Below are 13,762 nucleotides of genomic sequence, written 5' to 3' on the forward strand. Positions count from 1 at the left end.
CGACTCAGATGTGGTCCCGCGGAATCGTCCTCTCCCAGGTCTTGGAGGCCAACCGGGTCTCGCCCTCATAGGCATCCAGCTCGGCGTAGACGAGGAACTCAGTGGGAGTGGAGGTCAGCACCGTCTTGGTGCGGATCTCGGTGCTCCAATCGCCGCGGGAGAAGCCCATGGTCCAGTCGGTCTCGCCGCGGACGGAGTCATAGTCCCGGCCCACGAAGCTGTACTTCTCGTAGGCCCGCCGGGTCAGGTTCAGATCGATGTCCGGCAGGTTCACCACACCCAGGTCCTTGACCACCTCGAGGGACCCTGAGAGGTCCACCAGGCTGCGGGAGACCTTCCAGTCCAGATCCCCGGGGATGACCTGATCCACTGCGATGGGCTCAGTGCCCTCCGGCTCGCCGAACTGCGGCACCAGCGAGGCGTCCTCATCGTTCTCAAAGGGCCGCTCGGGCAGGATCAGCGCAGACTCCTCCGGGTGCACGGTCAGGCGCACCGGCTCGGGGGAGGGCCAGGTCACGGGCCAGTAGGAGGTCGACACGGACAGCCGCAGCCGGTGGCCGGCGGGGAAGGACTGCGCCATGCCGTTGAGGTGCACGCGCACCGTGTACTTCCTGCCGGGCTCCAGCTCTTCGGGGGAGTCGTGCCCGTTGAGATGGTTGAGGTTGGCCACCCCGTAGGAGACCCGTGTGGCGGCGTCGTCGGGGGCGACGTCGGAGAGCCGGACAGCCACCTGCGCGACCGGCCGGTCCACCTCGAAGGTCAGCTCAGCCACCGGTGCGCCGAGCAGCTCAAGGCGCTCATCCAGCGGCTCGGCGGTGAAGATCATCGCGCCGCCGTCCTCCTCGCGCTGGTCGTAGGGGAGATCCGGCGGGGCGTTGTAGGAGCACCATTTGCCGCCGTAGAGCCCCACCGACAGGGGCGAGGAGATGCTCACCGGCGGGCTGGGCTCCGGCTTGTCAGGGGCCAGGATGGAGTGCCGGCCCAGCGGGTGCCGGATCTCGTTGATGCGCGGGCTGGGCCAGGAGGGCTCGCCCACCCAGCGGCCCGGCCGGTCGTCGTAGGCGGTGGCCGGCTCGATCGTGTCCTGCATCCAGATGGACAGGTCCGGACCGTCGGCGGCGCCGTTGTCCTTCCTGTCCTTCAGCCAGTGGTCCCACCAGGCGACCACCTCCTGCAGCCAGCCGATGGCGGGGCCGGGCTCGCCCTGGTGCGGGTACTTGTGGCTCCAGGGGCCGATGAGCCCCCGGGTGGGAGCGTTCAGGCCCTCGAGCAGGCGGAATACGGAGTTGGAGTAGCCGTCGGCCCACCCGCTGACTGCGAAGACCGGCACCTCGACGTCGTCGAAGTTCTCGCTGATGGAGCCGTGCTTCCAGTAGTCGTCGCGGCGCTGGTGCTTCAGCCACTTCTCCAGCCACAGGCCGGAGCCCTCGATCCGCTCACGCCACATGTCGCGCCACTTCTCGCCGACGACGTCGGGGTCGGGCGGGCAGGTGGAGTAGGCGAGCATGGTGGAGGCCCAGGACAGGTTGTCGGTGAGCATGAGCCCGCCCATGTAGTGGACGTCGTCGGCGTAGCGGTCATCCGTGGAGGCCACGGTGACCACTGCGCCCAGGGACTCGGGCCGGCGGGCTGCGACCTGGAGCCCGTTGAACCCGCCCCATGAGATGCCCATGATGCCGGTCCTCCCGGAGCACCACGGCTGGGAGGCCATCCAGGCGAGGACCTCCTCGATGTCCTGCAGCTCCCGCTCGAGGTACTCGTCCTCCAGCACGCCCTCGGAGTCGCCGGAGCCGCGCAGGTCCAGGCGGAGGCAGGCGTAGCCGTGGCCGGCCATGTAAGGGTGGTGGACCGAGTCCCGCTGGGCGGTCATGTCCCGCTTGCGGTACGGGATGGCCTCCACGATCCCCGGGACGGGCTCCTCCTCAGCGGCGACCGGCCTCCACAGCCGGGCCGAGAGGCGGGTGCCGTCGGAGAGCGGAATCCAGAGGTGCTCGGTCTCCTCGACGTCGTAGGGAAGTGAGGTCACAGTGTGCAATGGAATAGCCCTCCTCAGAGGTCTTCGATCTCGAAGTTCAGCTCGTCGACGACCTTGTTGTAGGTCTCGACCATCTCTTCCTCGGTCTGCCCGGCGGTGAAGATCTCCGCCAGCGTGTAGCTGTAGGCGTCCTCGGCCACGTCCCCGGAGAGCTTCCGGTCCGCCTTCTTCTCGATCTGGATGGCGGTGCCGGGGTGCTTCTCCTCAACGGCCCGGACTTCCTCCGGGGTGGGGACCCGGCTGATCCAGCCGTCCTGGAAGCGGCGGAGGAACCAGGTGCCGGCCACCTTGAACTCACCGTTCTGAGCGGGCATGGCCGGACGGTTTCCGAGGGCCAGATCCACCATGCAGGCATGGTTGGGGCGTCCGTCAACCAGGTAGAACAGCTGGGCGTGGGACTGGGAGTGCCGGGAATTGATCTCCAGCAGGCGCAGCTTCTGCCGCTCGGCGTCCCAGAAGTACTCGATGTTGAAGGTGCTGTGGTGCAGGCCGACTGCCTCAATGACCCGCCTGGAGACATCGCCGATGTGCTCCTGGACGTCTGCGGGCAGCTGGGAGGGGTACTGGTAGCGCAGGAAGCTGGAGGTGCCCTCGTAGAGGTGGGAGTCGATGACGCCGTAGACGTGCACCTCGCTCTTGTAGCTGTATCCCTCCACGGTGAGCATGGAGCCGGAGGCCTCCTCCTCGACCATGGCGGCGCTGCCGCCGATCTCGGCGATCTCCTGGGGGAGGTCGACCCGTTCGAGGATTTCGTTGAAGCCGCCGCCCATCCGGTCGACCACCTGGCGCTCCTCCTCGAGCGCCTCGTTCAGGGCGGTGCTGTCGGTGATCCGGTAGGCGCCCTCGGACGATGTGGACTTGATGGGCTTGATCCAGGCCGGGAAGCTCATGTCTCCGGGCAGGGAGACCTCGGGGTCGTTGAGGTCGATCAGCCCGAAGCCGGGGATCTCCTCGCCGGCGACCTTCTGCTGCTCCAAACGGCTCCAGTACTTGTGCTCAACGGTGACGATGCCTCTGAGGTTCGCATGGGGCAGGCTGTGCCGCTCGGCGAGGATGGGGGCCATCGCGGTGGCCGGGAAGTCCCAGTAGGCGACGATCGCGTCAATGCTGCCGTCGAAGGCGTCGAGCTGCTGCTCGGCCTTCTCGAGGAGGTCATTGACGGTGAAGGCGCCGTCCTGCAGCGCGTCGAAGCTCAGCAGCTGGTGGAACGTGTAGTCCTCGGCTCCGGGGAGCTTCTTCAGGGCACGATGATTGAGGTCATCGAGGCCCAGGACAAAGATATTCAGACCCAATGTTGCTCCTTGTGCACATGTTGTCCTTGCGTATGATCCGTACGGGTGGAAGCTAACACCAGGTCTCTGAACGGGAACCTGTGCTGACCTGGGGCGATGCTCACGCCTCTCTGAACAGAAGCTTGAGCCCGCCCCAGGCTCCGCCAGGTGGGGGATCAGCAGGTCACGGCAGAGCGGATACGGAGAACGAGGCCGGGACGAACTCGCTGTCCTCGAGCGGCGCTGGGAGCGGCCGAATATGTCACGGTGCAGAACGTGGTGGGATGCCCCACTGCCGCAGCTCGTCTCCGCTGAGGAGGTCGCCGGGGTGGGGCCCGGCGGCCCAGATCTGGTTCAGCTCGGCGTCGGTGAAGTCCTCCCCGGCGACGGCGAGGATGAGGTTCCCCTCGGCGTGGGCGCTGAGCACCTGGTCCGGGCCGGCGACGAGCACGCGTGAGGCTTCTTCGTCAGCAGCGGCGAGCACGGTGCGGGTGAGGGTGCGTGCGAACCGCATGCCGGCGTCGTCGCCGAAGTTCATCAGAAGCAGCCCTCCCCGTCGCACCAGGGCCAGTGCCTGCCGGAAGAAGCTCTCCTCGGTGAGGTGGGCCGGAGCCTCAGCGGAGTTGAACAGGTCGATGACGACAACGTCATACTGCTGCCCGGCCAGGTGGGCGGTGAGCGCCTCCGCGGCGTCGGCGACCACGGACGCGGGGACGGACCGCATCGGAAGGTGCTCCAGGACGAAGCCGACAAGTTCGGGCTCATAGTCGACCACGGTCTGCTCGATGCCGCTCCAGCGGTCGTCCATCCACCGCGGCAGGGTCAGCGCCCCGGCCCCCAGGTGAAGCGCGGACTCCGGCGTCCAGTGCTGGGAGGACGAGACGGCGGTGAGCACGGAACGCATCCGCCGGATGTAGTCATGGAGGAGAAAGGCGGGATCATCGACCTCCACATGTGACTGCTCGGCCTCGCCGATCAGCAGCACCGCCCCAGACTCGGTGATCGGATCCTTCTCCAGCACCGCCAGCTCTCCTGAGCGGCTCAGCCGGACAGTCTGCGGAAGCTCAGCACCCATCCCCTCATTCTCCCACCCGCCGTCCCCAAGCGCGCAGGCCGGAGGTCATCGGCCCCGCAGGCGACGCGAGCGAAGGCCCCAACCCCGGAGGACTCCTTGTATGCAAGCCGCGGAGCGGCGTCATAGAGGAGGAGGGGGTCAGGGCCTTCGCTCGCGCTGTCAGGTCAGGAGCCGATGACCTCCTCAGCCTTGCGGGCCTGGGGGTAGCGGATCTCCTCCACCATCTCCTGGATCTCCTCGCTCGGCGGCTTGGTGGCCAGCGAGACGACGACGACCAGGGTGGTGTTGATCAGGGCGCCGATGGCGCCGATGCCCTCCGGCGAGATGCCGAAGACGTGGTCGTTGGCGCTGGTGCCGAAGATCTCCAGGGTGTAGATCATGTAGCTTCCGGAGAAGATCAGGCCGGCCAGCATGCCGGTGACGGCACCCTTGGCGTTGGCCTTCTTCCAGAAGACTCCGAGGATCAGCACCGGCAGCATGGTGGAGGCCGCGATGCCGAACGCCAGTGCGACCACCTGAGCAACGAACCCGGGCGGGTTCAGGCCTCCGATGACGGCCACGACGACTGCGGCGGCCATGGCCACGCGTGCCACGAGCATCTGCTTGGCGTTGGATGCCTGCTCCTTGGAGATCATCCGGTAGTAGATGTCGTGGCTGGCTGCCGAGGAGATGACCAGCAGCAGCCCGGCTGCGGTGGAGAGGGCGGCCGCCATGCCGCCGGCTGCCATGAGCCCGATGATGGGGGCCGGCAGACCGCCGATCTCGGGGGAGGCGAGGACCATGATGTCGTTGGAGACGATGAGGTCGGCGCCTGAGGCGGCCTGGTTGGAGACGGTCTGGATGATGCCGTCGGTGTTGAGGGTGACGTACCCGGCGTCGGACCAGGGCTCGATCCAGGACGGCAGCTCTTCGGGGGAGGACCCCTGTGCCCCGCGCAGCAGGTTCAGCTTGGTGAACGCGCCGACGGCGGGTGCGGTCAGGTACAGGATGCCGATGAAGAACAGTGCCCAGAACACGGAGTAGCGTGCGCCGCGGACCGTCCTAGTGGTGTAGAAGCGGATGATCACGTGGGGCAGGCCGGCCGTGCCGAGCATGATGGTCAGGGTCACGAGGAACACGTCGAGCATGCCGCCGGGGCGACCGGCGAACGCGTTGGTGAATTCGTTGAGCCCGAAGTCCCGCTGCAGCCCGTCCAGCTCGTTGAGGATCTGCCCGAAGGTGATCTGTGGGACCGGAATCCCGCTGATCTGGGTGGAGACGGCGACGGCGGGGATCATGTACGCGGTGATCAGCACGATGTACTGGGCAACCTGGGTGTACGTGATTCCCTTCATCCCGCCGAGCACGGCGTAGAAGAAGATCACTGCGGCACAGGTGATCACGGCCCATTCGGCGGGCAGGCCGAGGAACCGGGCGAAGACGACGCCGCCGCCGGTCATCTGGCCGACCACGTAGGTGAAGGAGGCGATGATGGCACAGGCTGCGGCTACCACGCGCACACTGTCGGAGTAGCGGTCGCCGACGAACTCGGGGACGGTGAACTTGCCCCACTTGCGCAGGTAGGGGGCCAGCAGCAGGGCCAGGAGCACGAAGCCGCCGGTCCAGCCCATCAGGTAGACGGAGGCGTCGGATCCCATGAAGGCGACCATGCCTGCCATGCCGATGAAGCTGGCCGCGCTCATCCAGTCCGCACCGACGGCCGCGCCGTTGGTGACCGCGGAGACGCCGCGGGAGGCGACGTAGAAGTCTTTGGACTGGCTGACGCGGGCGCGCCAGGCGATGACGATGTAGATCCCGAAGGTCAGGATCAGGAAGAAGAATGTCCAAAACTGCAGGCTGCTCATGACTGAACCCCTCCGCTGGTCTCAGCGACGCCGAACTCGTTGTCGATCCGGTCCATCCAGATGGCGTAGGCCAGCGTGATGAGGATGAAGGTGATGATGGATCCCTGCTGGGCGAACCAGAGGCCCAGCGGGAACCCGAGGATGACGATGCTGTTCAGGGGTTCGATGAGAATGACGCTCAGGCCCAGGGAGGCGAACGCCCAGATGCTCAGCAGAATGATGAGCATCCTCACGTTCTTCTTCCAGTAACGTTTGCGCCAGCTGAGGTCCGGCGGCGGACTGCCGGCCTCCTGATGCTGGGTCACGTCTGACATGGTTTCTCCTTCTCTTCATGGAGGTGATGCGTTCCCCGACGCGTCTGTGCACCAGGGCCTGAAGCCAGAGAACCTGAATGTGACCCGAGTCACAACTGAATCGGGACGAACGGCCGCCGCTCTCCATTGAGCGGTCACTTCTCAGCCGTGAACGGGTTTGGCAGGAGGGTCCGGTGCCGCCTGATCGGCGTGCGGCACCGCTCGGCGCGGATACTCGGCCGCTCATCGAAGGTTTCCAGCGAACCTATAGATATGTGATGTGGCTCACCCTAGTCTGAGGCCATGGCAGCCACACAGCAGTCCAAAACCTCGAAACCCGCCGAAGTCGGCACCATCCAGTCAGCCGCAGAGCTGCAGGGCCTCGCCGGCGTCGCAGAACGGCTCAAGGCCGGCAGCCGCCAAGGCTTCGGAATCTTCCATATGGGCAGCCTCGCCATGCTCGGCGCAGGCTTCATGCTCCTCATCGCCACGTTCTCCCCCTGGGTCTACGTGACCCTCACCCAGGACATCATCGGCGAAGCATTCGTCCTCCGCGGCACCGACGGCCCCGGCCTGGTCACTGTCTGCATGGGCGTCCTCGCGCTCGCCGGCGGGTTCTTCCCCAAGAGGCGTCTGGCCATCGCCCACGCGCTCATCGCGGGCGGACTGACCGGCGTCCTCGTCGCCTGGCAGACATGGAACCTCATCAGCGCCTCGATCTCCACCCAATGGGGCTCCTTCCTTCCTGGGATGGGGCTTGTGCTCTCCGCGGGTGCGACGCTGCTGCTGCTGCACGCCGCCGTCCGGATGATCCGCGGGTGGGAGCAGCCCGGCCGGAAGGCCGTGGAGTGATGTCCGCCGTGCGTGCTCTCATCCTGGACAGGGACCCGCTCACCCGGCATCGGCCCGCGGAGTGGAGATCATCGGCGAGGTCAGCTGCCCGGAGGAGGCGATGGCCCTGCTCGAGCGGCTCGGCGCGAACGTGCTGATCACCTCCGACCAGAACGGCCGGTCGGCTCCGCGTGCGGAGCTGGAGCATGAGGCCGTGCGGATCCCGGTGCAGCGTCAGGGCCGGACCGTGCTCGTGGATGCTTCCCGGATCGTCTTCGCCGACGCCGCCGGCGGCTACGCCCGTCTGAAGCTCGGCGACGAGCGGCTCCTGGTCTCCTTCTCCCTGAGCGAGCTGGAGCGCCGGCTGCCGGAGCACTTCTTCCGAGCCCACCGCTCCTGCCTGGTGAACCTGCACCTGGTCCGGGAGCTCACCCCGGACTTCGGGGGAGCGCTCACCTTGGTGATGGGGGACAGGGAGCGCTCCCGCGTGGGGGTCTCCCGGCGCCGCGCCCGGGAGCTGCGTGCCCGGCTGGGAGTCCCAGCCACCCGGGCCGCCTCACCGGAGTAGGCCCTGGATGCGGAAGTGCCCCGCCCGGAGGGTTCCGGACGGGGCACTTCCCTCTGCTCGGCGAAGGGCGGCTGCTCGCCTAGTCCTTCTTGGGCCTGACGTTCGGCTCGACAGTCTCGATGGCGCCGGTGGCCACGGTGACGTCGAAGAACTCCTCGGACTCGTTCTCCCAGCCTTCGTAGGACTCGGAGTACTCGCGGGAGTCGAAGCCGGTGTCCGTCAGCGGATCGGTGTACCCGTCCTTGCGGTTCCAGCCGAGCACGCCGGTCTCGGTGTCCACCGTGGTGGCCTGGGCCGGGACCTCCTCGACAGCCAGGACCAGGTCATCGTTCGCCATGCCCTCAGCCAGCTGGCGCTCGCTGGACCTGGCCGGCAGCCCGGCCAGGGTGGCGGAGGCCCCGCCGAACATGGAGCGCAGCGACTTGGTCTGCTTGTTCAGCAGGCCCAGCAGGGTGCGCTCCACCTCGGTGCCCTCGTCCTTGCCGGCCTCCTCGCGGGCCGCCTTGACCATGGCCGCCTTGGTGGCATGGCGCCGTACCCGCACGTACTTCGACGAGGTGCGGCCCTCATAGAGGAACAGGCGCAGCTGGGCGACGACCGCCAGCGCGTAGACGATCGACAGAGGTGCGGCCGCCATGATCGCTGACATCTGCAGCACTGTCATGGAGGCCTCCGGGTCCGGAGCCGCAGAGAGCAGCACGATGGCGGTCACTGCGATCAGCACGGTCCAGAAGGTCCGGGTCAGCTTGGGGGTCTCGGTGCGGCCGCCGTAGGACAGCACGTCGGTCACCAGGGAGCCGGAGTCGCCGGAGGTGATGAAGAACAGGGTGATGATGATGATTGCGACCACGGAGGTGATGGTGGCGATCGGCAACTGCTCGAGCAGCAGGAACAGCGACTCCTCGGTGCCGATCTCGGCGTTGCCCTCCTCATCGAAGTCCACCATGACGCCTTCGGTGATCTGGTACCAGAGGCCGGAGTTGCCGAAGATGGAGAACCACAGGATGCCCACCATGGTGGGGGCCAGCAGCACGCCGAGCACGAACTCGCGCACGGTGCGGCCGCGGGAGATCCGGGCGATGAACATGCCCACGAAGGGTGCCCAGGACATCCACCAGCCCCAGTAGTACACGGTCCAGTCGACCGAGAAGCTGCCCAGCAGGCCGCCTTCGTCGGTCACTCCCTCGCCGCCGGCGCCGGCGTAGTCCATGGAGGACTCGAAGAGCATCTGCGGGAAGATCTGGATGTACTCACCGATGTTGGACACGAAGGACTGCAGCAGGAACAGGGTCGGGCCGGCGGCCAGCACGAACAGCGCCAGGCAGGCCGCGGTGATCATGTTGATGTTGGACAGCCACTTCAGCCCCTTGTTCACGCCGGTGATCACCGAGACGGTTGCGATCGCCATGATGATGACGACGACCATCGTCAGCAGGAACTGATCCGAGCCGTCCTCGACCCAGCCCATGAAGCCCAGGCCGGCGGCGATCTGCTGGGTGCCGAAGCCCAGGGAGGTCACGACGCCGAAGACGGTGCCGGTGATCGCGACGATGTCGATGAGGTGGCCCACCCAGGATTCGATGAGCCTGCGGCCGAAGATCGGCTCCAGCAGCCAGCGGATGGACAGCGGGCGGCCGCGCCGGAAGGTCATGTAGGCCAGGCCCAGTCCCACCACCACGTAGATGGCCCAGGCGTGCAGGCCCCAGTGGAAGGCGGAGACGCCGAGCGCGGAGCCCATCAGGTCGGACTGGGTGGTCATGCCCTCGGCAGTGGCGTCGCCGGTGACCTCCGGGGGCGCCACAAAATGCCACAGCGGCTCGGCCACGCCCCAGAACACCAGGCCGATGCCCATGCCGGCGGCGAAGAGCATCGTGAACCAGGAGCCGAGCGCGAACTCAGGCTTCTCATCGTCGCGGCCCAATCGGATGCTCCCTGCCTTGGAGAGGCCGGCCCAGAAGGCGAATCCGACAAAGATCGCGGTCAGGATGACGTACCACCAGCCGATGGTCTCCACGACGGTGTCGTTGAGCTGCTCGAAGCCCTCACCGCCGTACTGAGCGCCCCACCAGGTGGCAAAGATAAGCCCTGCGATGATGATGATCACCGCAGGGATGAATACGGGCTTGTTCAGTCCTCGCCAGACATCCGGCAGTGACCAGTCCCGGAGCTTCGACTCGGGCTCCACAGTCATAGCTGCTTGTCCTTCCTCTTGTTCGGCTGTGTACTCCGTGGCCCACCATACTCTCGCTGGGCGGGGCAACAACTGCGAGGTGAAAGCTTGCTGGAAGCCGCGGACGCGTGGTCCCGGCGGCGCCTCAGCCATGGACGTTACGGCTTTATAACGTTTCTTCAAATCTGAAAATCATGGGTTGGCACTGTCATTCGTCCCCGCTACCGTGGAACGCATGCCCAAAGGCTTCACTCAGCCTGCGCGCCTCAAGGGGGGACCATTGACGGTCGGCTCGGCCGCCGCCGCCTGCCTCATCATGGTCTCCGCACCGGCAGCGCAGTCAGCACCCGCCCCGGGGACCGCCCATGTGGCGGTCTCCAACCCGGTGTACCCCACACCGGGTCAGCCGGCGACGAGCGAGCCCAGCGCGGAGGGCGAGCCCACCACCGTGGAGAAGGGCGATGACGATCTGCGCGTCGCGACCCTGCACGCCGGGCTCACCGCATCCGACCCGGAGGACTCCGATCCTCTGGACGCCCTGATCGGTGAGCTTGCCGGCGGAAACCACTCCGAGGCCCGAACCGTCGCGGAGACGGCCCAGATCAACCAGCCTGACGTGCTGGTCCTCACCGGCGTCAGCTATGACGAGGATGGCCGCATCGCCGAGATCCTCAAGAACCAGTACCTCGCCAGCGGCCAGAACGGCCAGGCCGGGCAGGAGTACTCCCACGTCTTCACCGCTCCCACCAACTCCGGCATCGACTCCGGTGTGGACCTCGACGGCGACGGCACCGTCGGCGGTCCCGGCGATGCGATGGGGTACGGCCAGTACCCCGGAGAGGAGGGGATCATCATCTTCTCCAAGGAGCCCCTCGACACAGACGGCGCACGCACCTTCCGAGAGTTCCTCTGGCAGGACCTCCCGGGCTCGTCCCTCCAGGATGAGGATTTCACCCAGGCTGAGGAGTCCATCCTCCGGCTGGCCTCGACGACCCTCTGGGACGTGCCGGTGCTGGTCGAGGACGGCGAGCCCGTCCACCTCATCGCCACGGCGACCGCTGCCCCGGAGGACCCCGGTCCGCTCGAGGAGATCCGTTCCGAGGACATGGCGCAGCTGATCAGCGACTACGTCTCCTCGGAGGCGTGGTATCTCTATGACGACGAGGGAGCTGAAGGCGGGCTTGCGCCCGGCGCAGACGCCGTCGTCGTCGGAGAGCCCTCCCTCAGCGAGGAAACAGGCCTGGACCGCCTGACAGACCACCCGGTGCTGGAGGACCCCGAACCCGAGGCGGTCACCGAGACCGAGCTCCTTTCCCGCTCCGGTCCGGTCGCTCAGACGGACGGAACCGCCACCCGATGGGTTGATGGCGGGGAGGATCAGCGAGCCTCCGTGGTCCTGCCCTCCAGCGGGCTGGATGTCAGCGGCTCCGGAATCTTCTGGCCCGGAGAGGGCGAGTTCGGCTACGAGACTGTTGATCCCTCCGACCCCCGCAGCCTGGAGGACCGCCTCGTCTGGCTGGACATCACCTCTGAGGGCTGAGCCTCTCCGTCGAGGCTGACCCGCCCCGGTGCGTGCCCGTAGACTGCCGACCATGGCCCCGAAAAGCATCATCCCCTTCCGCGGCGGCGACGACGAGCCGCTGGCCGCGAACCCGGCTCCCAAAGCTGCACAGAAGAAGCAGGCCAGCAATTCTGTGCTCCGCAGCGCGGCCACCGGCTACGCGGCGGCGAAGGGAGTCAGCTTCGTCTCCCAGCAGGCGTTCACCGAGGATGGCAGCCTCACCCCGGCCGCCGAGGACTGGCTGACCCGCGCGGTCACGGTTCAGCGGCCCGTGGTGCTGGCGAACCTGCGCCGCCTGCGCAAAGCTCACCCCACCCACACCAACCGGCAGCTGGCCTATGAGCTCGACAAGGAGTTCAAGCGCACGATGACCGGGTCCGGTGCGGCGATCGGCGCCACAGCCGCCGTCCCCGGCGTGGGAACGGTGGCCTCGTTGAGCATCTCCGCGGCCGCCACCGGGGGCTTCCTGGAGCTGTGCGCCATCTACGCGCAGTCCATGGCGGAGCTCTCGGGAATCACCACCGAGGACCCGCAGAAGGCGAAGCTGCTGGTGATGGGGGTGATGCTCGGCGAGGACGGCCGCAAGCTGCTCTCGGAGCTCAACACTCAGGCTGGCGGACAGGGCGCCGGCCCCATCGGCTCGATGGTTCCTCTGAGCTCCTGGGGAGCCTCCTCCGCGGGCTCCTCCACCATGGCGAGCTTGGTTGCCAATCAGATCAGGAAACAGTTCCTGAGGCGCTTCTTCGTCCGGCAGGGATCATCCATGTTCGCTCGTGCCATCCCCTTCGGCATCGGTGCAGTCGTCGGAGGAGCGACCAATCGTGCCCTCTCCTCCCGGGTGGTGGAGACCGCGCACAAGACCTTCGGCCAGCTGCCTGAGGAGACTCCGGCATCCCTGGTGGAGGACTTCAGGCGTGGTCTCGAGCGGGAGAAGCACCGCACGGAGCGCAAGGAGCGCCGTCATCGGAAGAAGGCGCTCAAGGCGGAGGGAAGGGCTCAGCGCAGGGAGCGCAAAGAGCTGAAGGAGACGGAGCCCAAGGACGGCGGCATCGCGGCCGAGGGCGCCGCCTGAGCGGGTTCACACACTGTTCACCTGACGTTCCACCTGGGTTTCTCCTGCTGGTCGCCCCCCGTTGATCTGTGCTCTCTACAGTGCGGAGCGTGACGACAGCCGCAGTCAGCGTCCAGTCCGCCTCCTCGTGCACCCCGCCTGCCGCCCCTCGACGGCGTGCAGGGATCTTCGCCCACCGCGGAGCCTCGGGGGTCTTCGCTGAGCACACCCGAGCGGCCTACCTCCGGGCGCTCGAAGAGGGCGCTGACGGGCTTGAGATCGATGTGCACCTCACTCGGGACGGAGAGGTCGTCTGCTTCCACGACGCCACCCTGGAGCGCACCACGGACGGGCGGGGCGCTCTGGCAGGACTCACTCTCGCCCAGCTGCGCACCCTGGACGTCACCAGCTGGAGGACTCCGGATCTGCCCCGCGAGTACGGATCGCCCAGCCGGCAGCTCATGACCCTGCAGGACACCCTCGATGTGCTCTCCCATGCTGGGCGGAGTGTGCACCTGGCCGTTGAGCTCAAGCACCCTTCGCCCTTCGGGCACCAGCTGGAGGATCGAGTCCTCCGGGTGCTGCTGGCCTACGGATGGGATCCCGAGACCTCCACGATCCGCTCGGGGCAGCACACGGTGGAGGTCTCCTTCATGAGCTTCTCTCCCGGCTCTCTGCGCCATCTGGGGGAGCTGGTGCCGGCGGAGAGGCTGTGCGCCCTGCTCGCGCCGGTCACCGGTCACCACGTCCGCGCCCGTTCGGCGGCCATGCGGGGGGCGGTAAGGGGCTCTGAAGCGCTGGTGTGGAACCGGCAGATCGGCATGGCAGGGCCCGGGATCAGCTACGTGCGGGCTCACCGGGCCGAGGCCAAAGCCTGGATAGCCCGCGGCGCCCGGCTGCGGGTCTGGACCGTGGATACGCAGGACGACGCCGAGATGCTGCTGTCCCTCGGCGTCCAGGAGATCACCACCAACTATCCCGAGCGGATCATCCGGGCCGTCTCCTCGCCCCCGGCGCTGGTCTGATCACACGCCCCGGGCGCAAGGTCCCTGCCGGCGTCGGG

General features: G+C 67.2%; 11 protein-coding genes. 5 read left to right on the forward strand and 6 right to left on the reverse strand.

The features are described from left to right. Positions 1-4: 4 nt before the first annotated feature. The 5 genes from FWJ47_RS03835 to FWJ47_RS03855 form a co-directional block, all read right to left on the reverse strand. Positions 5-2,026 (reverse strand): CocE/NonD family hydrolase, encoded by a 2,022-nt coding sequence (locus tag FWJ47_RS03835; protein WP_246126151.1) that lies wholly within the window; start codon positions 2,024-2,026, stop codon positions 5-7. Between the two features lie 23 nt (positions 2,027-2,049). Then, positions 2,050-3,327 carry an ATP-grasp domain-containing protein gene (locus tag FWJ47_RS03840; protein ID WP_211358961.1) on the reverse strand — a complete coding sequence of 426 codons (1,278 nt, stop codon included), beginning with the start codon at positions 3,325-3,327 and terminating at the stop codon, positions 2,050-2,052. Positions 3,328-3,568: 241 nt separating this feature from the next. Then, complete coding sequence (locus FWJ47_RS03845) at positions 3,569-4,381, reverse strand: spermidine synthase (protein ID WP_147104342.1); 813 nt, start codon at positions 4,379-4,381, stop codon at positions 3,569-3,571. A 164-nt stretch (positions 4,382-4,545) separates the two neighbouring features. Continuing rightward, positions 4,546-6,225 carry a sodium:solute symporter family protein gene (locus FWJ47_RS03850; RefSeq protein WP_147104346.1) on the reverse strand — a complete coding sequence of 560 codons (1,680 nt, stop codon included), beginning with the start codon at positions 6,223-6,225 and terminating at the stop codon, positions 4,546-4,548. Next, entirely contained in the window at positions 6,222-6,539 is a 318-nt protein-coding gene (locus FWJ47_RS03855; RefSeq protein WP_147104349.1) for a DUF4212 domain-containing protein, read from the reverse strand. The genes FWJ47_RS03850 and FWJ47_RS03855 overlap by 4 nt, the downstream gene beginning before the upstream one ends. A 282-nt stretch (positions 6,540-6,821) precedes the next feature. Between FWJ47_RS03855 and FWJ47_RS03860 the strand changes: the two genes are divergently transcribed. After that, entirely contained in the window at positions 6,822-7,370 is a 549-nt protein-coding gene (locus FWJ47_RS03860; protein WP_147104352.1) for a hypothetical protein, read from the forward strand. 61 nt (positions 7,371-7,431) lie between these two features. Continuing rightward, positions 7,432-7,917, forward strand: a complete 486-nt coding sequence (locus tag FWJ47_RS03865) for a LytR/AlgR family response regulator transcription factor (protein WP_246126152.1) — start codon at positions 7,432-7,434, stop codon at positions 7,915-7,917. Between the two features lie 79 nt (positions 7,918-7,996). Here the strand turns inward: FWJ47_RS03865 and FWJ47_RS03870 are convergent, their stop codons facing one another. Continuing rightward, positions 7,997-10,108 carry a BCCT family transporter gene (locus FWJ47_RS03870; RefSeq protein ID WP_147104354.1) on the reverse strand — a complete coding sequence of 704 codons (2,112 nt, stop codon included), beginning with the start codon at positions 10,106-10,108 and terminating at the stop codon, positions 7,997-7,999. Between the two features lie 214 nt (positions 10,109-10,322). Between FWJ47_RS03870 and FWJ47_RS03875 the strand changes: the two genes are divergently transcribed. From FWJ47_RS03875 to FWJ47_RS03885, 3 genes are all read left to right on the forward strand, one after another. Beyond that, positions 10,323-11,627: a hypothetical protein gene (locus FWJ47_RS03875; protein ID WP_147104358.1), complete on the forward strand. Its 1,305-nt coding sequence runs from the start codon at positions 10,323-10,325 to the stop codon at positions 11,625-11,627. A 52-nt stretch (positions 11,628-11,679) separates the two neighbouring features. Continuing rightward, positions 11,680-12,720 carry a hypothetical protein gene (locus FWJ47_RS03880; RefSeq protein WP_147104361.1) on the forward strand — a complete coding sequence of 347 codons (1,041 nt, stop codon included), beginning with the start codon at positions 11,680-11,682 and terminating at the stop codon, positions 12,718-12,720. Between the two features lie 89 nt (positions 12,721-12,809). Then, positions 12,810-13,724 carry a glycerophosphodiester phosphodiesterase gene (locus tag FWJ47_RS03885; protein ID WP_147104364.1) on the forward strand — a complete coding sequence of 305 codons (915 nt, stop codon included), beginning with the start codon at positions 12,810-12,812 and terminating at the stop codon, positions 13,722-13,724. Positions 13,725-13,762 lie beyond the last annotated feature (38 nt).

Origin of the sequence: Nesterenkonia populi (genome assembly GCF_007994735.1) — a bacterium.
GTDB classification, from domain to species: domain Bacteria; phylum Actinomycetota; class Actinomycetes; order Actinomycetales; family Micrococcaceae; genus Nesterenkonia; species Nesterenkonia populi.